16 protein-coding genes and 3 tRNA genes are annotated in these 19,464 nt (G+C 45.3%); 11 read left to right on the top strand and 8 right to left on the bottom strand.

Annotated elements, in window-relative coordinates; genetic code table 11:
* Nucleotides 1-83: 83 nt before the first annotated feature.
* Nucleotides 84-2,642: a PhoD-like phosphatase gene (locus QUB77_RS25755; protein ID WP_333178664.1), complete on the top strand. Its 2,559-nt coding sequence runs from the start codon at nt 84-86 to the stop codon at nt 2,640-2,642.
* Nucleotides 2,643-3,006: 364 nt separating this feature from the next.
* On the opposite strand, the gene QUB77_RS25750 is transcribed toward QUB77_RS25755, so the two are convergent.
* The 4 genes from QUB77_RS25750 to QUB77_RS25735 all read right to left on the bottom strand — a co-directional run bounded on the left by QUB77_RS25750 (nt 3,007) and on the right by QUB77_RS25735 (nt 6,155).
* A tRNA-Thr gene (locus tag QUB77_RS25750) sits at nt 3,007-3,078 on the bottom strand.
* A gap of 73 nt (nt 3,079-3,151) precedes the next feature.
* Nucleotides 3,152-3,233: transfer RNA gene (locus tag QUB77_RS25745), tRNA-Tyr, on the bottom strand.
* Between the two features lie 197 nt (nt 3,234-3,430).
* Entirely contained in the window at nt 3,431-5,248 is a 1,818-nt protein-coding gene (locus QUB77_RS25740; RefSeq protein WP_333178667.1) for an ABC transporter ATP-binding protein, read from the bottom strand.
* A 490-nt stretch (nt 5,249-5,738) separates the two neighbouring features.
* Nucleotides 5,739-6,155 carry a hypothetical protein gene (locus tag QUB77_RS25735; protein ID WP_333178670.1) on the bottom strand — a complete coding sequence of 139 codons (417 nt, stop codon included), beginning with the start codon at nt 6,153-6,155 and terminating at the stop codon, nt 5,739-5,741.
* Nucleotides 6,156-6,377: 222 nt separating this feature from the next.
* Here QUB77_RS25735 and QUB77_RS25730 point away from each other — a divergent pair, with 222 nt between their 5' ends.
* From QUB77_RS25730 to QUB77_RS25710, 5 genes are all read left to right on the top strand, one after another.
* Nucleotides 6,378-6,605, top strand: coding sequence for a hypothetical protein (locus QUB77_RS25730; protein WP_333178723.1), 228 nt, complete (start codon nt 6,378-6,380; stop codon nt 6,603-6,605).
* 68 nt (nt 6,606-6,673) lie between these two features.
* A tRNA-Gly gene (locus QUB77_RS25725) sits at nt 6,674-6,745 on the top strand.
* A 247-nt stretch (nt 6,746-6,992) separates the two neighbouring features.
* Nucleotides 6,993-7,397 (top strand): hypothetical protein, encoded by a 405-nt coding sequence (locus QUB77_RS25720; RefSeq protein ID WP_039888086.1) that lies wholly within the window; start codon nt 6,993-6,995, stop codon nt 7,395-7,397.
* Nucleotides 7,398-7,401: 4 nt separating this feature from the next.
* On the top strand, nt 7,402-8,667 hold the full coding sequence (locus tag QUB77_RS25715) for a glutamate-5-semialdehyde dehydrogenase (protein WP_333178673.1): 1,266 nt from the start codon (nt 7,402-7,404) through the stop codon (nt 8,665-8,667).
* 420 nt (nt 8,668-9,087) lie between these two features.
* Nucleotides 9,088-10,239 carry a fatty acid desaturase gene (locus QUB77_RS25710; protein ID WP_333178675.1) on the top strand — a complete coding sequence of 384 codons (1,152 nt, stop codon included), beginning with the start codon at nt 9,088-9,090 and terminating at the stop codon, nt 10,237-10,239.
* Nucleotides 10,240-10,365: 126 nt separating this feature from the next.
* Here the strand turns inward: QUB77_RS25710 and QUB77_RS25705 are convergent, their stop codons facing one another.
* Both QUB77_RS25705 and QUB77_RS25700 read right to left on the bottom strand, forming a co-directional pair.
* On the bottom strand, nt 10,366-12,069 hold the full coding sequence (locus tag QUB77_RS25705; RefSeq protein WP_333178677.1) for a lipoxygenase family protein: 1,704 nt from the start codon (nt 12,067-12,069) through the stop codon (nt 10,366-10,368).
* A 329-nt stretch (nt 12,070-12,398) separates the two neighbouring features.
* Nucleotides 12,399-13,532, bottom strand: a complete 1,134-nt coding sequence (locus QUB77_RS25700) for a class I SAM-dependent methyltransferase (RefSeq protein WP_333178680.1) — start codon at nt 13,530-13,532, stop codon at nt 12,399-12,401.
* Between the two features lie 549 nt (nt 13,533-14,081).
* Between QUB77_RS25700 and QUB77_RS25695 the strand changes: the two genes are divergently transcribed.
* The 3 genes from QUB77_RS25695 to QUB77_RS25685 all read left to right on the top strand — a co-directional run bounded on the left by QUB77_RS25695 (nt 14,082) and on the right by QUB77_RS25685 (nt 16,120).
* Nucleotides 14,082-15,137 (top strand): adenylate/guanylate cyclase domain-containing protein, encoded by a 1,056-nt coding sequence (locus QUB77_RS25695; RefSeq protein ID WP_333178683.1) that lies wholly within the window; start codon nt 14,082-14,084, stop codon nt 15,135-15,137.
* 36 nt (nt 15,138-15,173) lie between these two features.
* The gene (locus QUB77_RS25690) at nt 15,174-15,602 is read left to right on the top strand and encodes an NUDIX domain-containing protein (protein ID WP_333178687.1); all 429 of its coding nucleotides are present in this window, start codon (nt 15,174-15,176) and stop codon (nt 15,600-15,602) included.
* Nucleotides 15,603-15,664: 62 nt separating this feature from the next.
* Complete coding sequence (locus QUB77_RS25685) at nt 15,665-16,120, top strand: HD domain-containing protein (protein ID WP_333178689.1); 456 nt, start codon at nt 15,665-15,667, stop codon at nt 16,118-16,120.
* A 61-nt stretch (nt 16,121-16,181) separates the two neighbouring features.
* Here the strand turns inward: QUB77_RS25685 and fabG are convergent, their stop codons facing one another.
* Nucleotides 16,182-16,946, bottom strand: a complete 765-nt coding sequence (gene fabG, locus QUB77_RS25680; protein WP_333178693.1) for a 3-oxoacyl-[acyl-carrier-protein] reductase — start codon at nt 16,944-16,946, stop codon at nt 16,182-16,184.
* Nucleotides 16,947-17,019: 73 nt separating this feature from the next.
* Between fabG and trxA the strand changes: the two genes are divergently transcribed.
* Complete coding sequence (trxA, locus tag QUB77_RS25675) at nt 17,020-17,337, top strand: thioredoxin (protein WP_333056552.1); 318 nt, start codon at nt 17,020-17,022, stop codon at nt 17,335-17,337.
* 87 nt (nt 17,338-17,424) lie between these two features.
* Entirely contained in the window at nt 17,425-18,021 is a 597-nt protein-coding gene (locus QUB77_RS25670; protein WP_333178696.1) for a hypothetical protein, read from the top strand.
* A 54-nt stretch (nt 18,022-18,075) separates the two neighbouring features.
* On the opposite strand, the gene prmA is transcribed toward QUB77_RS25670, so the two are convergent.
* The gene (gene prmA, locus QUB77_RS25665) at nt 18,076-18,966 is read right to left on the bottom strand and encodes a 50S ribosomal protein L11 methyltransferase (RefSeq protein ID WP_333178698.1); all 891 of its coding nucleotides are present in this window, start codon (nt 18,964-18,966) and stop codon (nt 18,076-18,078) included.
* Between the last annotated feature and the right edge of the window lie 498 nt (nt 18,967-19,464).

Raw genomic sequence — 19,464 nt, 5'->3', positions numbered from 1 at the left:
TTAATTAAGCGGGTGACAGATGCTCGATCGCCTAAAATCTGATTGCTAGAACACTCTTATTTAATTTTTATTTTTTAAATCCTATGTCCTGGACACCATTAAGTCATCGAATTCATCACTTGCCGCTGATCCTTGCGGGCCCGATTTTGCGCCGGACTGAAAGTCGGGCCGTGACAGTTTGGCTGGCTCTGAAAGCACCCCGCCAAGTCGAACTCAAGGTTTATTCGACAGAGGGCGGAACCGGCGAAATTGTCGGTCAGCCCTTACTGCAAGGTGCGAACTCTACCGTGCAGATCGGCAAATACCTGCACGTGGTCGCGGTGACTGCTAAACCAATCAATAGCAATGTCTTGACATCGGGGCAGATTTATGCTTATGACATCGAGTTTGCTGCGAGTAGCGAGTCGAACGTCGGGGGTGCAGTCGCAGAAAATGAGAAAGAAAATCTCATTTCTTGCCTGTGGCCTGCCGCCGCTGATTTATCGGCTTTAGGGCCGGAGACGATTAGTTATTTCGCTCACCAGTTGCCGACTTTTGCCCTGCCGCCGCAAGATTTAAACTATTTGCGTATCGTTCACGGTTCTTGTCGCAAACCCCACGGAGACGGCAGAGATGCGCTGCCAATCTTGGATAATTCGATCGAACAGTTTGCAGGAACGGCAAATAGCAGGCCCCACCAACTGTTTTTAACGGGCGACCAAATTTACGGCGATGACGTTGCCGATGCGATGCTGTGGGCTTTGACTGATGCTGGCGATACCCTGTTGGGCTGGGAAGAAAGTCTACCCCTGATGGATGATGCCCAAATAAAAAATAATTTGTGTATCAGTATACCTAAAAATTCGGAAAACGAAAATGCAGTTGACCAAGAGAGGGAAATTTTTAGAGAGTCGCCAATTCAGAAACCGTCTGATGCTGAGTATCAGTCCAAAAAACCAATTGAGTTACAGCCGGGGACTCGCAGCGATATTGCCAGAGATTTTGGCGGCTTTACGGCGATGTTGGTGAATAAACCCGCCAATGCTAAAAGTCACTTATTTAGCTTGGGCGAATATTATGCGATGTATTTGTTAGTTTGGTCGCCGGTACTCTGGTGCACGAGTTTTCCGAAGGGTAAGGATATTTGTCCAAATTCTAAGCAGGCAAAAGTTTGGGATAGAGAAGTTGTTGAACTTAACGGTTTTGCTCGCAATTTGTGGAGGGTGAGGAGGGCGCTAGCGAATATTCCTAGTTATATGATTTGCGATGACCATGATGTTAGCGACGATTTGTATTTGAATCGAGAGTGGTGTTACCGGGTGCTGGGAAAGCCGCTGGGTCGACGGGTGGTGCAGAATGCTTTGCTGGCTTACGCTGTGTTTCAGGCTTGGGGCAATACGCCTGCACAGTTCGATCGGGAAAAACCCGGAGATAAATTATTAACAACTGCGGAAAAATGGTCGGCTTCTGCTGGTACGGATGTTTCTGCTTGGGAGGAGGCGGCTTCGTATTTGGGAATTCCTGCACTCGATCCGAAAACTCATTTGCCTAAGTTGAAATTAGATGAAGATGTTTTTATTTTGGATCGAGATGAGGAGGGTGTCAATGAGGTTTTGAATTGGCATTTTACTGTGAGAAGTTTTAAGCACGAGGTGATTGTGCTGGATACGCGGAGTTGGCGCGGGTATCCGGTGAAAAGCGCGATCGATCCGCCCATGCTTTTGACTCACAAAGGTTTTGAGGAGCAAATTCAGAAACCTTTTAAGGAGACTGATTTGCTGAATAAAACTGGGGAGTTTGAGATTGAGGCGACGCTGGTAGTTGTACCAACAAATTTGGTGGGTCTGTGGATTATTGATGCGGTGCAAAAGTGGGATGTGGAACAGGGGAAGGTTTTTAATAGTGATGCGGGGGATGCTTGGAATTTTCATGAGTTGGCTTTTGTAAAGCTGTTGTCGGAGTTTTTTAAGCAGCGCGATCGGGTGATTGTGTTGACTGGGGATATTCACTATGCTGCTGCTGTGCGACTGAGTTATTGGTCTGATTGTCATTTTGGCGATTCTCGGCCGAATATTGAGCCTTTGACGAAGGAGAATTATCGGTCAAATTGTCAATATTCTGTGCTGGCGCAGTTGACTGCTAGTGCTTTTATCAATGAGGAGTGGAAAACGCATTTAGTTCATACTAAGATTAAGTCGCTGTTTCCTGAGCGCTCGCATGAATGTTTGGGATGGAATCAGCCGCTGGAATTAATGAAAATTCCCAGGAGTAGCAGAAAGAAAGCTCTGGAGGCTGCTGTTAGGAATAGACAATCTCTGCCTGACTGGGGCTATCGGATTGACTGGATTAAACGGCAAAGAGCTCGGGTATTTTTGCTGCTAGAAAAGGGAACTGCGTCAGATAGATCTCATAAAAATAAACAATTGTCATTCCTGCGTAGGTTGTGGAATTTTATAGCGCTGTTGTGGCGCAATCGCTGGCTGCAAGAGGGTGATGAGATTGTGGGATATAGCAATATTGCGATCGTCAGTTTTCAGTGGCCTGCTGAGGGTGATGGGGAAAAAGCGGTGATGCAAAATGTTTATTGGCGACCTCTTTGGGAGCCGGATAGTGTGGTTTACAGTCAATATTTCGTCCCACTGGGATTGGATGAGGATGATTAGATTCCCGATTTCTTGAACAAGTCCGGGAATTCGATATGGGGACAATATTGTGATGAGTTTGTAGAAGTGTCCGCCGGGAGCATCTCAATGAAAGCAGCCAAGCTAGAAACTGGAGCCTGGAGCCAAGAGGACAGAGGAAGAAGGAAGGAGCTAGAAGAAGTGTTTTTACCAATATGAGATGCTCCCCCGGCCGACTTACTCAACCAGTTCACAGTCAGAGGGAAAAAGTCCGGCGCCAACTTGACAGATATGGAAGTCGTTTTGGAGATATTAGAAAATCATGGGCGCGAAAGTTGAGCGGAAAACTAACCTTCTTGCTGTGCGATGAACCTGAAATCCTTGAGGTATATAGCAGAGAATAGCAAGCCCGTGACGAGATTTGAACTCGTGACTTCCTCCTTACCAAGGAGGTACTCTACCACTGAGTTACACGGGCATAAAAAATTAAGAACCTCCAATTAAAAAATTAATTTTTAATTCTTAAATTTTAACTTTTTATTAAATTGAGGTGGGCCGAGCTAGATTTGAACTAGCGTAGGCGTAGCCAGCGGATTTACAGTCCGCCCCCATTAACCACTCGGGCATCGACCCATTTCTATCACAGTTATAAATCCTAGCACCAGAATCTTTATTTGCAACATTATATTTAAAACTCTAATGATTCACTTGAGAACACATAAGTAAGTTAGTGGCAGAATGAAAAATTGAACACTATTTAAGGTGTGCATTGCTAAGTCTAGGCTGGGTGCCCGCCCGGAGCACCCTAAGTCTAGACTGAGAGGAAATCCCTAATTCACTAATTCCCCGGTTTCTTGCAGGGAGTGGAGGCGGCGGTAAATGCCTTGTTGACTCAAAAGTTCTTCGTGGCTGCCAACTTCGACGATTCTACCGCCGTCGAGTACGACGATCGTATCGGCTTCGCGAATTGTACTCAGTCTGTGGGCAATAATTATGGTGGTGCGGGTACCGAGAATATTCTGCATGGCTAGCTGGATCGATCGCTCCGACTCATAGTCCAAACTAGAAGTAGCCTCATCAAAAATTAACACATCCGGCTCCACCAACAGCGCCCTCGCAATCCCCAACCGCTGCCGCTGACCGCCGGACAACCGCATTCCTCTCTCCCCGACAACGGTATAGTAACCTTGGGGCAACAGCCGCACAAAATCGTCTACTTTGGCAATGCGACAAGCATCTTCAACTTGCTCGAAAGTTGCATTTCTGTTTCCGTAAGTCAAATTTTCCAGCAAAGTACCGTTAAAAACGTCTACTTCTTGGTGGACAATGGCTAAACGCTGGCGGTAGCGAGTCACGTCTAAGCTGCGAATGTCTTCGCCGTCGATCAGAATGCGGCCGGAGTTGGGTTCAAAGTAGCGAAACAGAAGTTTAACTAAAGTCGATTTCCCGGAACCCGATCGCCCGACTAATGCTACAGTTTGACGGGGATGAATCAATAAATTCACATCCTGCAAAACGGGTTTTTGACTGTCGTACCCGAAGGTCAAACCGCTGAATTCAACTTTGCCGGTAAATTTATAAGGCGACGCCGATCGAGCATTTTCTGCTAAATTGACCGCATCAACACCGTCTGGCGTTTGCATAAACTCGTGGAACCGGATCATTGAAGAATAACGCCGCGCCAATAATTCAGCGATAATGCTAATCGGACGCAGTTGGGAATAGGCCATGCTTGCCAGGGTGTACACGGTAACAAAATATCCGAGGGAAATTTTGCCTGCAACCGTGGCTGCTAGACTAAAACCGAGAACTGAAAACAAACACAACTGGACGATCGTCTGCTGGTATGTCCCCAGGGTGACGTATCCTTTGTGAATGCGGTTGATCACGACTTTTAATTCGCGATCGAGTCTGGTTGTTTGCCTTTTGAGTTCATCGCTTTCTGTCGCAAAAGCTTTGACTGTTTTGATGTTGGTGATAATTTCCGAGTTGCGGCTTTCGGTATCTTCGATGTATTCATCCAGAATTTCTTCCCGCGCAGTCACCCCTTGCAGGCCTTTGAGGGTGAAACTGAGGATAAATAGGAATGAAACCAAAATTAATAAGCCAATCCGCCACTCAATTAAGCAGATAACGGCAAAAATGCCGATTAAGCGGACGACTTCGGGGATGAATTCGCCGGCAATTTCTGGGTAAGTCCAAGTATGGTTGGCGATGCCTTTGGCGATACGGCTGGCAATCCGTCCGGCGTTGTTTTCGTCGTAGAATTCTAGGGGTAAGGTGAGGATTTTGCCGATCGCACTTCTCATTCGATCGCGCCTCGCCCTCAATGGTATCGCCCAGTGGAACCAATTTGCCACCCAAGGCTGTACGGGTGCTTTTGCGACTGTTACCAGAAAAATTATGCCCAGCAAGACGGATAGCGATAATATTTTGTTGGGTGAGTGCTGGGTAACAGAGGCGATCGCTGTTATGAGTTTTTGCGTTACTGTATCTGTAGGTTGACCCGACAATACGTTTAATATTTGACCGATCGCGTAGGGAACAAGCAAATCGGCTAGTGCCAAAACGCTGGATGCGCCTATGCTGTAAACGGAGATTTTCCAGTAGCGACTGTAGTATTTGAAGATGTCCTGAAAGCTTGCCATAATTCTTTTTGCGATACAACCCTTGCAAACACTTGAGTCTGATAACTGCGCGCTCCTGGCGCTCTGATTACAAGTGTACTACAAAAGTAGTCGATATGGGAACTCTCTGGGGATAAGTTGAAGCAGATCAGCCGGCTTTTGAAGGCGATCGAGGTTTTTGCGCGATCACCACCCTCGCTGATGAGGAATAGACCTCTCCAGAAAAGCAGGTCTTTAACAGGCAGGATGCCTGTTCCACAATAATCATTGGAGAGGTCAATAGATATTATTTATTGTGAGTCGGGCATCTTCATTCAGTTGACAGTTGACAGTTGATAGAGACCTCTACCTGGAAGTCCGAGGATTGGAGTAATGAATAGTCTTCTTTTAATTTCTCCCTGAAAGGATTCCGGCTTTAAACCAATTCTTTCTGGTAAGGAAGCAGATCGATCGCGCGCAACGATATTTCAGATCGTGTCCGATCGACCATAATATTTTCGTCGGGGCGGGTTTACTTACTTTTGGGCAATAATTGATTTAGCGCACCACACAAATATTTTTTCACGGTATCCCTGCTTGCACCCACCCCACTCGGAATGGTAAAGATCATCTCGACATTTAATAGATTGCCATCCTGTGAGGCAAATACATCGATCGGCAAAGCACGCTGAAATGCTGTTGCGGGATTTTCCGCTTTCATGACACCCAGGTTCACATCGGTGCTGACAGTCTTGATACCCTCGCGGGCTAAAATGGGTCGCAATTGCGAAAAGGCTCTTTCTATTGATAACCCCTCAACCTGAACGCGCGCAGAAAAGGCTGCACCATTGAAAAAGTCGCCTTTTTTTTGAAAGCTTTCCTCGCAGGTTGTGGCAACAGCGGGGGTGGCTAAACAAAGAAGAGCTATCGTCAAGACAAGCGATCGCATATAGGTGAGTTACGAGAATGCAAGAGTCATCAAAATCAAGATAAGCATCCTACGACTGTTTGGCAAGTGCTGTCTGAGGGCAAAAAAATGCAAAAGACAGAATTTTTCTTAAATTCTGCCTTCTGAGCAAGGTCTTATAAGTTTTACGTTTGCGTAGTCTGTTAGCTAAAGGTGTAGGCTGATTGCAGCGCCCACCAGATCAAGAAGCCGATTCCGCCGGCAATGACAATCGCCGAAATGGCGATCGCTATAGGACTGTCAGCTCCCTTGAACTTCATGATTCCGCGATTTAAATCTGACATGACAGTGTTCTCCCACAATTCCAGCTTGATTGTAGCTTTGCAGTTGGCCGATGGCGGTCAATTTTCACAATTACTGATTTGGTTAAGAATCTGGCTGCTGAAAGTTCAGGTGGGGACTGGGTTTGAGAGGGGTTTACTGGGTTTGTGAAAAAAAATTACTAAAAAGACTTGACAAATTTCGGGAAGTGAGACAATATTGTTAATACCGCAGGAAATGCGGGTGTAGCTCAGTGGTAGAGCGTCACCTTGCCAAGGTGAATGTCGCGCGTTCGAATCGCGTCACCCGCTTTAGAAGATAAAAAATCAAGAAAACCGGAAAGTAAATCAAGAAATTTTTCGGTCTACTCCTAAGGATGGTTGAAAATACCTAAGTTAGTGGTAATATTGAATGCAGAACTTGCAAGTCAAAATTGCCGATTGGGCGATACCTCGGAATAGGCAGTTGAAAGCCTCGCTAGGGCGGAATTGACAAGTTTGATTAAGTGGATATGTTAACGATTATTTTTGCAAAAACGCTTTTTTTATCCGATCGCTAGTGCCATCTCAAAAAGCTCCAAAGATTGACTTAAACGATGAGTACCCCTGTCCTTGCCGACGCCGGGGTCGTCTAGTTCCCATAACGTTGACAGAAGCCTTTGGCTGCAACCGCTGTCAACAAATATTTGTATTGGACGAAAGTGGATACGTGATTGAGCAACTATCAACGAACTATCCTTACAAGCAGGCTTGGCGGTGGACAGGGAACCAGTGGAACAGAGCGCATCCGGGTTTGAAGGCCCATTACTTGCCACTGGCTTTGGGTATGATATTGGTGCCGCTAGTGATTTGGTTGCCCTTGGCGCTGCACTCGCCGGGCCCGAATATTATTCTGTGGGCAATGGTCGCCGTGCTGCTAGCAATGCTGCCGGCGCTGATGGTATGGCTGGCTTATAGGCGTTAGCTAGATGATAATAGAGGATTTTACCCATTCATCAGATGCCGCAAATGTCGCGCGTCGCGCTTATCAAGCTTCTTTGGAGTTGGCTACGACAAAGAGTGCCGATCGCGCGGCTGCTTTGCAGGCGATGGCGGGCTCGCTGAAACGGCGGCAAAATGACATTTTAGAAGCAAATACTCTGGATCTAGAAGCGAGTCGGGACATGGCGATTCCCGACTTGATTGTGGAGTGGCTGAAGCTGACGCCGGAACGGATCAAGACAACTGTGCAAATTCTGGAACGGTTGGGGGAAATGCCAGATCCGATCGGCAGGGTGATCAATGCTTCTTATCAGGTCGATCGCTGTCAGGTTTACTGTCAGTCGCTACCCCTGGGGGCGATCGCTCTAATTTACGAGGCGTTTCCAGAGTTGGGGGCGATCGCGGCAGGTTTGTCTCTCAAAAGTGCTAACAGTTTGATTCTTAAAGGCGGCAGCGAAAGCTGGCAAACTAATACAGTAATTGGAGAAGCTTTGGTGTCGGCGATCGATGAGGTCGGTTTGCCTTCGGGATGTTTGCAGGTACTACCACCGGATCGGGGCGCTTCGATCAGAGAATTGGTCACTCAAGACCAATATCTCAATTTAATTATTCCTTACGGCCGACCAAGTTTGGTGCAGCAGGTGGTAAGGTTGTGCACAGCACCAGTTCTGAGGTCGGCAATGGGAAATTGTTACCTTTATTGGTCACCGACTGGCAGTTTGGAGATGGCAAGGTGGATGATTTTGGACAGCCATCAAAGCGTGCCCGATCCTGTTAATGCGATCGAGAAAGTGCTCATCGATCGCAACCAAAAGCCTTCTTCCTTAGTCAGGCTGTGGAACAGTTTAAAAGAAAAAGGCTTTCAAATTAGCGCCGATGCGGATCTTGTTGCAGATTTCCCCGACTTGAAGCTGGCGGAACCATACGAGTGGACTCAACCGTATTTAAACAAAACCATAGCGTTTAAAGTTGTCGATAGTTTAGAGATTGCGATCGGCTGGATCAACCGCTACAGCAGTGGTCACGCTGACTGCATCGCCACTGAATCTTACTTAGAAAGTCGCCAATTTGCTCTGGATGTTAACAGCGCCTCAACTTTTATTAATGCCTCACCTCGGTTTTGGCGTTATCAAAATCGGGGAGATGCGATATTTTTGGGAATGTCCAACCAAAAAGGTTATCGCCGGGGATTGATCGGGTTAGATACGCTGACGACAATTAAAGAAATTGTTCAGGGAAACGGACTTTTTTAATCTTAGAGGCTATTTAGGATTGGTTAAGCTGTTCTACATTTAAACTGTATGTCAAAAATCAATCAAACTCTTGTGGGACGGGCTTCTAGCCTGCCCCTAATTTCCAATTTAAATGGGTAACAGCTTATTGAGATTAAACCAAACTGAAAAGTGGGAGACTATCGTCGATGCGTAAGCCTTTAATATTTGTTCCAAAAATCTTTTTATAGGATACAATAATATCTGGGTAGAACAATCAGGCAGCCTTGATCTAAAGCAATTTGATCGCAAGCTCCCGGATAGCCGCAGTGGAGACCGATAAAATCTCTGCATCCTAACAATAAGCCGCCGGATTTATGTGGGTTCAATCTAAAATCGGGTACGGACTCTAATTAAATTTAGAAACTTATTAAGTCACATGAAAATACTCTTAGCGCTCACATGAAATCAGAAAAATCACTCAATACTCTAGACAAGACGCCAACGCCGACTTTAGGCGAAGAAACGCTAATTCACCACTCGGTATACGCTAAGAAATTGCGCCCACTCCTGCCATCAGAAGCCTTTAAACCAGATTCTAGTAAGTTGGTTATACTGTTCATTAATATGGTCATTTTGCTACTGGGTTGGGGAATTGCCGCTCGTCTAGATCAGTGGCCCATCTATCTTCTATGGCTTTATTTACCTTTAGCTTTAAGTATGGGTAATAGTATCGTAACTATGGGATTTTTCGCGCATGACTTCATGCACGGTAGCGTCAATAAAAAGTCTCGTATGACTTATCATATAATTAGTTTTATAGGGTTTGCAATGATGTTTATGCCTTCAACTCAGTGGAAATATGTTCATAACATTGTACATCACAGTCAAACAAATTATCTAGAAGATCCGGATCGCAATTACCTTGACAAGCAGCCGAATAGTTGGGGAAAATGGATTCATAATTTCTTTGCGCCAGCGATTGATAATCCATCTTGGTTATTAATAGTAGGACTTCCAGCATCGTGGTTATTTCATCAATTTTGCCACCTCTCGTCGAGCCTATTGTTTAATAATAAAATTGTGGATTATGTGCCCGCTGCATTCACAGTCAGTCAGAAAGATAGATTGAAAATTGCTCTTGAGTTGTTTGCGGTTTTATGCCTGCATTTTAGCATTTTATTCTATTTAGAGTTTCATCCGCTAAAAATCGTTCTTGGGTACTTGCTACCCTTAGCAATCGGTCATACAGTTGCAATGTTTTATATCTACACAAATCACCTGATTTGTCGGATGACGAGTGTTAATGACCCGCTGATTAATAGTCTTTCAATACGGGTTCCCAAAATAGTTGATTTGTTGCATTTCAATTTTTCCTATCACACGGAGCATCATATTTTCCCTAGTCTTAACTCAGACTATTACCCTTTGGTTCAAGAGTTGCTCCAAACTCACTATCCCGGGCGGATGAATTTACTTGATGCTGGTGAAGCTTGGCAATTGTTAATGCAAACTCCTCGGCATTACAAAGATGAAGTCACCTTAACTGATTATTTAGGGAAAACTTCGGTAAATTGCCCTCTTGATAATTTTGGTGTAACACCTTTGATCTAGCTAAATACACCCGTTACGCTCACAAGTTTCCCCCAGACTACAACTAAAAACCGACGCTAACGACCAATACAGAGTAAGGTGTGTACTGCACACCTTACTTTGAGATATCCTGCTGAATTTTTAATTCTACATACTGATACTATTTAGCACCAACGAAGGCTTGAGAGCAAAATAAGGAATGACTCGTTTTTGATTGTTGGCATCAATCTTTTGTTCTGCCATATTCAAATTTTGCTGGAACTGTCTGGCTAAAAGTTGGATCGGCGTTCCCGCAAAAACTTCGTCGAAACTCATCCGGTAGAGTTCTCGGAAAGATTTATCGTAATAACCTAAACGGTCATACCGATAAGCTGACAAAATAAACAGAATTTGCAGTTGGTCAGCCGCTCGTTTGTACGGAGGAAGTAACCGTAAAATATCCTTTTCCGTAATCACTTCTAGAGTACCCGAAGCAGTAATTCTAGGAATGTCCCGGTAGGCGGCCAAGGGCATATTGGCGGCAAAACTCATGTAGTCATACTGGGGAAAATTGAGTGCTGAATGCTGCGGGCCGCAGGTAAAAATTACAGTTGTGACAATTGCAATTAATTGTTCAACTGTGTCGATGTGGTCTGGCATTCCTTTGACTTTACCGCCGTTATCAGACGCTAATTCTTTAGCCCAGGTTTGCAGTTCTATATCCTGCGCGATCGCGATCTCTGTCGGGTAAAAGAATCTAAGATAGCCCGATACAAAGGTTTCAATCGCATCCCACAGCAGCAATCCATCATCTCGGTAAGGATAGTGAGGCAGTTGATTGGGGTCATCCATTCCCCGATTTTTCAGTTCAGCGGGCAAGGCAAATTGATCGAGACTCCACGTACTGCACGCCTCTCTAGTCAGTTCCATTGTCTCAGCCAAGGTGCCGCCTAGCAATTCATCGACGGGCCCGCCGGGAGCGATCAAGTGAGAACGCGCCAGATCGTTGTTGGTCAACATAAAGCGAAAGTGCGGTTTCAGCAGCAGGCTAAGCGGGTGATTTTTAGCCAACTGTCGGGCGGTGACGATCGCGATTGGTTCCATCACCAGATGAGTTCGACCTAAATGCGAGTTCATTTCATGGTGATTGGCATCTGCTACTTGCACGCAGAGCTTCGCAAACAGCCAATCGACAGGAGGATCGAATGGGGTATAGACATGGCTACCGGGCGTCGGATCTAGTTGAATGGCAATAGGTGTCATTTCACCGCGATCGCGGACTCCCGTCCACCGCCAAGCGAAAAAAGCCCGTGGTTTCGGCAAGTATTTTCTGCCTTTTTCATAGGTTCCGCCTCCAACCAGAGCAGGCGCGCGATAGTGTTCGTCAGTACCTGTGTAATCGGCAATGTAAATGTTTTTGTCCTGCAACTCTTGGCGCAGATCGAATAATGGGTGCAAACTGGAAAGACCCCTCAGCGTTTCTGCCCGAGGATCGCTGGCATCTAGCAGGCGAAGCACCATCGGATTTGCTCCAGACAGGCGCTGTTCTGCAAAAGAGCGATCGGTTTGGTAAATTTTGGCAACTCCAGGTAGCGGCAGCCAAGTAAAAAAGTCTTCATAGTCTTGGAGTTCGTCGAGGGGATCGAGAAAAGTTCTCGAATCGGCTGCCAGCATATTTGCTGGAAGTTCCGATGTTGCTAATAGCCGTTCTGCAAGATACTTGCTCGAAAAGTTCTCGACTGCCGGCACATTTTTCAATAATGCCAAAGGTGATAAACACTCATAGTCAAACTGATAAGCTTGTTGCTGACGATTCAAGGAATCTTTGCGCTGTTCTTGGTTCGGGTCGTCTTGAGGAAGAGAAGGTTTCATATTGTCTACCATTGTATAAATCAACTCTCTTTTTGTAGTAAAATATCGGACATCATCGCTACCGATCGAGGAGGGAGTTTAAAAAGTATTGTGCAGGCTCACGCTTGATATAGGTCTTATTCACCGAGCAATAATCTTATTCCGGATTTTTTTAAACTCAGAAAAATTCCTCAAAAGAAGGCAACACTTCTCGATCGCCCTAAATCTAAGTTGAAACGTTTCATTCTCCCGATAAGTAGCTCGCACTCAAGAACCCCGACTTCTTTGAGATGTCGGGGTTCGGGGTGTTCTGTTGTTGAGCTTTTTGAGCTTTGTCTACTGATTAGCGGTTATGCACGAACCATTAAATATTGGCCGTTGCCGATATATTCACCATCGCAACTCGCGAAAAGAGTTTCCGCCCAAATCAAGAAAAACCGCCAGATGCGACGAAATTTGCCATAGTCCATGCCGTAGTCTAAATCTTTGACTATTGCCTGAGAATCATCAAAATTTTTCAGCCAATTAACTAAGGTTGTAGAGTAATTGTATCCGTTGAGATACCAGTTTTTTATCGTTTTGAGGTCTTTGTTGTGGCTGGCAACGGCATCGTATTTCCAGATACGACCGTGGGGGAAAATGTATTTGTGGAGGAAAGGGCTGGACATATTGTTGGGAATGCGGACTGTGATAATGTGAATGAAAACTTTGCCGTTATCCTTCAGGAAAGAGGCAAGCTTTTGGAAACCCTTCGTTAAATTGCCTACATGCTCAAAAACTCCGATGGAGAGAATTTTGTCAAATTTTGTCTCGAAGTTGGCGTCGTTCAAATCGCCTTCATATAGGGTAAATCGACCGGAACTGAGGTAGCTTTCGGGGTCTTGCATCTTCTGACGCATATACTCGCATTGGTTGTGGCTGAGGTTAATGCCAGTAAACTGGACATTGGGGAATTTGGAAAGAATGTAATTGGGAACGCAACCCCAACCGCAACCAAAGTCTAAAATGCGATCGCCATCCTGAATGTCTAGCTTCTCAATCACATCATCAATCATCTGCATTTGCGATTGTTCAAGGTTGACCGCTCCTTTTTCCCACAACCCCATGGTGTATTTAGGATAAATGAGTTTGCCGTCGCCTAACATCGAATTCAGCATTGCTTGAGGCAAGTCGTAGTGAATTTTCATTAAATCCCGGGACCCTTCGGCGGTGCGGTCTGTTTCTGTCAGTACCCATTCGTAGGCCATAAGCAGAGAGGGAAAGTACCGAAATAATACGGGCATACAGGTATCAAAAAGCGATCGCAATACAGAATCAGGGACTTCTAATCCATTGATATAAGACTCTGCTACTGCCATGTGGGCAGCGTTAACTGCACTGACTGCGAGCCTGGTTGCTCCGTAGGCGATCGGACTTTTGGTATGGATATTTCCCACGATGGGAATGTGGTTTTCGATGTTTTGTAGGGCTGTTGATGAAGTCATGGTTATAGTGGTTTTAAAGATGCTGCTATTCTATCTCACGAAAATTGGCTGGTGGTTATAGAGCCAAAAAGCTAAAACTATTGCCAAGTAAGGGTTGCACAGCAAAACTCTGCAAAATCCTAAAATAGATGGCGGTTGAAGGGGATTTTATAACGGATTTATAGGGGTTGGGCGATAGGAAATTTATTAAGAATTATGTAAGTCTATTTTAGATTTTAGATTTTAGATTTTAGATTAACTCCACAGCTTGAATGGGGGTACTTTCACGGTGCGATGGGTTTTAGTGCTCAGTTATACCATTTTAGATTTTAGAATTGAGGATGAATGATCAGCTAAGAGTTCGACTCTTGCGTAAAGTTGCTTTCTTTTTTTAAACTGGTGTCAGTTGGGCGCTTGAGCTGACGCAACGAGAAGAAAATGCCGATCGCGACTTATAGTTAAGGAATCAGGGGATACAGAAAAAATGCCGAGAAACCGGGTTTGCATAAAGGTTCGCTGCAATAACAGATGTCCGCGAGATTCCTCGCTAATTAGCTAAACGCGCCACGTATGCCACAGATTCACTATCTGCCGGACGATCGCACGATCGAGATAGACGACGACGATATAATTCTCGAAGCTTCTCTGCGTGCCGACATTCCCCACACCCACATCTGCGGCGGTAGCGCCCGATGTTCGACTTGCCGGGTATTGATTGTCGAAGGTTTGGAATTTTGCTCTCCGCGCACTTCGCCGGAGGAGGAACTTGCCAAAAAATTGCGTTTAGAGCCCGAAATTAGGCTGGCTTGTCAGACGCAGATTGCTGGCGGCAAGGTGATTTTGCGCCGATTGGCGATCGATTCTGAAGACTTGGAATCATTTAACGACGAAATGGCCGGAAAGTTGATTTCTACTCCTGTGGGTCAAGAGAAGAAAATTGCAATTTTGTTTGCGGATATTCGAGGATTTACGCCTTTTGCAGAATCGCTGTTACCCTACGACGTAATCTATGTTTTAAATCGCTATTTCCAAAGAATGGGTTATGTAATCAACCGGAATGGTGGCATGATTAATAATTACATGGGAGATGGTTTTATGGCGCTGTTTGGGTTGGAAAATCCCGACAAGGCGGCGGAACAAGCGGTGAGGGCTGGGGTGGAGATGCTGGAGGAACTAGAGAAACTCAATCCCTATTTTGAGACTTTATACCGTCACCCGTTGCGGATTGGGATTGGCATCCACTGCGGTTTGGTGGTTGTGGGGAATTTGGGGGCGTCGAAAAATCAGACGGTGACGGCAATCGGAGATGCGGTGAATTTTGCCAGCCGGATTGAAGCTGCGAACAAGCAAGTAGGAACAAGTTTATTGATTTCCGAGGATACTTATCAGGAAGTGAAGGAATTGGCGATCGTCGATCGGTGCATATTAGTTGAAATTCCGGGAAAAAGCGGCGAATATCCGCTCTATGAAGTAGTCGGGATGCCGCCGCTGCCCGTAGAAATCGAAGAAGTTTCTGAGGTAAGGGAAGGTGATATTTGGCAAACTTTTGTCAATAAAGTGCGGGCTTTGTATGCTGCGGTGTACAATTGGATTAGGAAAATTTGGATTCAAATTAGAAAACTCTAGATCCACTTTTTTGAGTTTTGTTATTCCCTCGATAAGATGAATATTCCTCAGTCAATAGTTCGCATTTTTCTCATGCTCCCCAACGGTCAGATTGCGGCACAACTGCGAGATAATATTCCCGGTATTGCCAGTCAAGGAATGCTTTCTACTTTTGGTGGTGGCGTGGACATTGGAGAAAGTCCACAGCAGGCAGCCGTGCGAGAATTGGAGGAAGAAACTTGCCTCACAATCAATTATTACACAATGGAATTTATCACAACTTTTACTCACCAAAAGACTCAAAATGATAGAAAAGTTTTACAAAAAAACCACCTTTTTTTGGCGAGAGTGAGCGATTGTGAAAAAATAGAAATCAAAGAAGGTGTGGGTTTGGTAGTTTTGAGAAAAGATGTAGACTTTGAAAAAGTCAACGCCGGGGAAGGTACTCACATGGCTTGGAAATTGTTGCAGGAATATTTAAAATAAAAATTCCCACCCTACGCTTTCCCCGCGAGGGGACTGAAACTTTAATAAAGGACTTCTTTACTATGTTGTCAAATACGAATTACGAGTACGAATTATTACTTAAACGAGCGATCGCGATCGCAGCAAAAGCTCATGAGGGGCAGGTCGATAAGGCAGGCAATCCCTATCTCGATCATCCGCTATTTGTGATGGAAAATGTAAATTCTATAGAGCAAAAAATCGTAGCGGTTCTACACGATGCGGTCGAAGATTCTGAACTTACACTTGAGCAACTTAGAAGCGAAGGTTTTCCAGAAGTTATCGTCTCGGCGATCCAGGCGATTACCAAAATAGAAGGAGAAGCTTATCCAGCTTATTTAGAACGTGTGATTGCCAACCCGATCGCACTGCGAGTCAAAATCGCTGATGTTACTCATAACCTCGATCTGCGTCGCATCGCCAATCCCACAGAGGCAGATTTTCAACGTATTGCAAAATACAAAAAAGTCCTCAGTCAGTTGCGTGCAGCCTTCAAGTAATTATTAACCGCAAATATCCGCCTTCATCCGCGGGCATCTGCGGTTAAAAAAATCCCCAAATCTAAGCCATCACCATCCCCCCATCCACATTAAAAACCTGCCCTGTTATATAAGCCGCCGCCGCATCCGCCGCCAAAAACTTCACCATCCCCGCAACTTCCTCAACTTCCCCGTATCTCCCCAGCGGAATAAACTTCAAAATCTCATCAGACTTGACATCTTTAGTCATATCTGTAGTGATAAAACCCGGTGCAACTGCATTCACAGTAATCCCGCGACTCGCCAACTCCTTCGCCACAGTTTTAGTAAACCCAATTACCCCAGCCTTCGCCGCACTGTAATTAGCTTGTCCTGGATTGCCCATTTGTCCAGCAACCGAAGCAATATTAATAATTCGGCCGCTTCGCTGCTTCAGCATGATTTTACTGGCCGCTTTCGCACACAAAAACACGCCGGTTAGATTCAAATCAATCACAGCTTGCCAATCTTCCAACTTCATCCGCAGCAGCAAAGTATCGCGAGTAATGCCTGCATTGTTCACCAAAATGTCAATCCGTCCCCATTTTTCCATGACATTACTGGTGAGTAAATCTACTTGGTCAGTTTTCGAGACATCTGCTGCAAGCGCCACAGATTCTCCTCCAGCAGCGACTATTTCTGCTACCACCTCATCAGCAGCAGCACTCGAACTCGCATAGTTGACGGCGACTTTAGCGCCCTCTGCTGCTAGTGTTAAAGCAACGGCGCGGCCGATTCCCCGCGACGCACCGGTCACGACAGCAACTTGGCCCCGCAATCTCTGAAAAGTCTCTGGTAATAATTCCATAATTGTATCCTCGCAATCTACCAGAGAATTTTGCACTAAAATCGAGCCAGAACCCAAAAAATTATTTTGTCTTATGGCAGTTCAAAAACAGTTCAGCAGTTTTGAGGAGTTACTATCGGGCTCTGACTTGCCGGTGTTGGTAGATTTTTACGCTACTTGGTGCGGGCCTTGTCAGATGATGGCACCGATTTTGGAACAAGTGAGTGGTCAGATGAAAGACAAGCTGATGGTTGTCAAAATTGACACCGATAAGTACGAACAGTTGGCGTCGCAGCATCACATTTATGCTTTGCCGACTTTGGTGTTGTTCAAAAATGGCGCTGAGGTCGATCGAATTGAGGGAGTGATGCAAGCGGCGCAGTTGATCGATCGAGTGCAACCTTTCTTGTAACACGAGCCAATTATCTCACAAGTAGGGTGCGTCAGCTCATATCTGATTAATTATGAATAAGATAATCCTAGTTGACGCACCCTACTGATGAAAACTCCCAGCCACGCTATTATCAATCTCGCAATTCTCGGCAAACCGCAACTGCCGCCAGCTAATCTCATTATTATTGCGATCGGCGGAATTTTGCCGGATATTCCGATATTTTTATTTTACTTTTGGGCGAAATACATTGCTCGCTTGCCCGCAGCTACAATTTGGTCAGAAGCATATTATGAGCCTTTTGTGCAAAATATTGTAGCTCTGTTTCATTCAATTCCCCTTGCGGTTATTGGTTTGCTAATTGCTTATTACTTTGGCTGGCAAAGTGTGCAAATTCTGTTTATTAGCATGATACTGCACTCTCTGGGAGATTTGCCTGTCCACAATAACGACGCTCATCGGCACTTTTTTCCGTTCAGCAATTACCGTTTTATCAGTCCGATTTCTTATTGGGATAGAAAGCACTACGGGTCAATTGTTTCTTTTGTAGAAATGTTGTTAGTGCTGCTGTCAACTTACCGCGTTTTTGGTTTTGTTAATTCTTATGCTGGAAAAACGTTGTTAATTTTGGTAAATGGTTTTTACTGGGCTGGCGCGGTTTATTTTCAGGTGCGAGATTTATTTAAATTCACTTCCCAAAGATGAAACATGAATTCAAAATTACCAATTAGCAATTAGGAATTAGCAATTACCATATTGTTAACTGCGCCGAATGTTAAAACAGCACCAATCTTGGCGCTTCCACAGAGTAGCAACAATCCAGCCGTGCTGTTCGAGAGTGTCAGCAATTGGCTTAGCTTGTTCGAGCAAAATGCCGCTGAGCACGGCCCAAGTAGTGGGTTTGCTAATTGCGGTGAACTGCGGGATTAAATCAATGATTACTTCTGCTAAAATGTTGCAGATCAAACCGTCGATCGGCTCATCGACCATTTCCTTCAAGCGATCGATACTTCCGAGCTCTGCAACCAACTGCTGAGAATTAACGCGGTTGAGTAGTCTGTTGCTAATGGTCGATCGCACTGCCAAAGGATCAGTATCCAAAGCATAAACTTTTGTAGCGCCCAACAACACTGCGCCGATCGACAAAATACCCGATCCGCACCCGATATCCGCAACTACGCACTTGCTGTCATCAAAACCGAGACGCATTTCCAGCGACTCCAGACAAAGTTGAGTAGTAGCGTGAGCACCGGTACCGAAAGCCACACCCGGATCTAAACGCAAAATGACGCGATCGGTATCCGTCGGTAAGGGCAGCCAGGCCGGATTAATTAAAAAGCGATCGCCCACTTCTTGAGGCTGCCAGTGCTCCTTCCAAGTGCTGCCCCAGTCTTCGTCTTCAATCAAATCCCACTGCATCGCAGGTAGGGGCAAACCTGCACACAGAGCATCTTGGCGCAGCCACAGAGACAGAGCGGCCAAATCCAGCAATCCTGCCTGTTCTTCGGGCAAATAAGCCGACATCAGGCAGGAATTGCTTTTGATCTCAGTAGCAGTTCCCCGACAGTTAAACCGTTCCAGACGCCAAAAGATGATATCTTCCAGCGCCGGATCGCAAAGAATTCTAATTTCCCACCAGCTATGTGCCATAACGATTTTAGATTTTAGATTTTAGATTTTAGATTGGCCCAAGGGAACTGGAGACTGGGAACTGGGGAGTGAGGAATGAGGATTGGCTAATAGAAAAATTCCCGCTTTCAGACCAATGACCAATGACCAATTACCCATTACCAATTATCAGTCCTGGCATCCAAAATCTAAACTTCTAAATCCGTCAAAGATTTACCGTGTAAGCATCCCGAATTCCCGGAACTTTTAGGATCTCCGCCAGTATCCCCTCTGGTAGAGGGTCAACGATTTTAGATTTTAGATTTTAGATTTTAGATTGGCCCACGGGAACTGGAGACTGGGAACTGGGGAGTGAGGAATGAGGATTGGCTAATAGAAAAATTCCCGCTTTCTGGCCAATGACCAATGACCAATTACCCATTACCAATTATCAGTCCTGGCATCCAAAATCTAAACTTCTAAATCCGTCAAAGATTTACCGTGTAAGCATCCCGAATTCCCGGAACTTTTAGGATCTCC

The sequence above is a fragment of the Microcoleus sp. AT9b-C3 genome, from assembly GCF_036705485.1.
Taxonomy (GTDB): Bacteria; Cyanobacteriota; Cyanobacteriia; order Cyanobacteriales; family Microcoleaceae; genus Microcoleus.
This window is presented reverse-complemented; position numbering and strand designations above follow the sequence as displayed.

What these genes read in the sequence shown, in the direction of transcription:
- QUB77_RS25705 (WP_333178677.1), bottom strand. Translation starts at nt 12,069, where the DNA reads ATGAAACCTTCTCTTCCTCAAGACGACCCGAACCAAGAACAGCGCAAA.
- QUB77_RS25685 (WP_333178689.1), top strand. Translation starts at nt 15,665, where the DNA reads ATGTTGTCAAATACGAATTACGAGTACGAATTATTACTTAAACGAGCG.
- QUB77_RS25730 (WP_333178723.1), top strand. Translation starts at nt 6,378, where the DNA reads ATGACAATCGCCGAAATGGCGATCGCTATAGGACTGTCAGCTCCCTTG.
- QUB77_RS25695 (WP_333178683.1), top strand. Translation starts at nt 14,082, where the DNA reads ATGCCACAGATTCACTATCTGCCGGACGATCGCACGATCGAGATAGAC.
- QUB77_RS25740 (WP_333178667.1), bottom strand. Translation starts at nt 5,248, where the DNA reads ATGGCAAGCTTTCAGGACATCTTCAAATACTACAGTCGCTACTGGAAA.
- QUB77_RS25670 (WP_333178696.1), top strand. Translation starts at nt 17,425, where the DNA reads ATGAAAACTCCCAGCCACGCTATTATCAATCTCGCAATTCTCGGCAAA.
- QUB77_RS25710 (WP_333178675.1), top strand. Translation starts at nt 9,088, where the DNA reads ATGAAATCAGAAAAATCACTCAATACTCTAGACAAGACGCCAACGCCG.
- QUB77_RS25700 (WP_333178680.1), bottom strand. Translation starts at nt 13,532, where the DNA reads ATGACTTCATCAACAGCCCTACAAAACATCGAAAACCACATTCCCATC.
- trxA (WP_333056552.1), top strand. Translation starts at nt 17,020, where the DNA reads ATGGCAGTTCAAAAACAGTTCAGCAGTTTTGAGGAGTTACTATCGGGC.
- QUB77_RS25755 (WP_333178664.1), top strand. Translation starts at nt 84, where the DNA reads ATGTCCTGGACACCATTAAGTCATCGAATTCATCACTTGCCGCTGATC.
- prmA (WP_333178698.1), bottom strand. Translation starts at nt 18,966, where the DNA reads ATGGCACATAGCTGGTGGGAAATTAGAATTCTTTGCGATCCGGCGCTG.
- fabG (WP_333178693.1), bottom strand. Translation starts at nt 16,946, where the DNA reads ATGGAATTATTACCAGAGACTTTTCAGAGATTGCGGGGCCAAGTTGCT.
- QUB77_RS25690 (WP_333178687.1), top strand. Translation starts at nt 15,174, where the DNA reads ATGAATATTCCTCAGTCAATAGTTCGCATTTTTCTCATGCTCCCCAAC.
- QUB77_RS25735 (WP_333178670.1), bottom strand. Translation starts at nt 6,155, where the DNA reads ATGCGATCGCTTGTCTTGACGATAGCTCTTCTTTGTTTAGCCACCCCC.
- QUB77_RS25715 (WP_333178673.1), top strand. Translation starts at nt 7,402, where the DNA reads ATGATAATAGAGGATTTTACCCATTCATCAGATGCCGCAAATGTCGCG.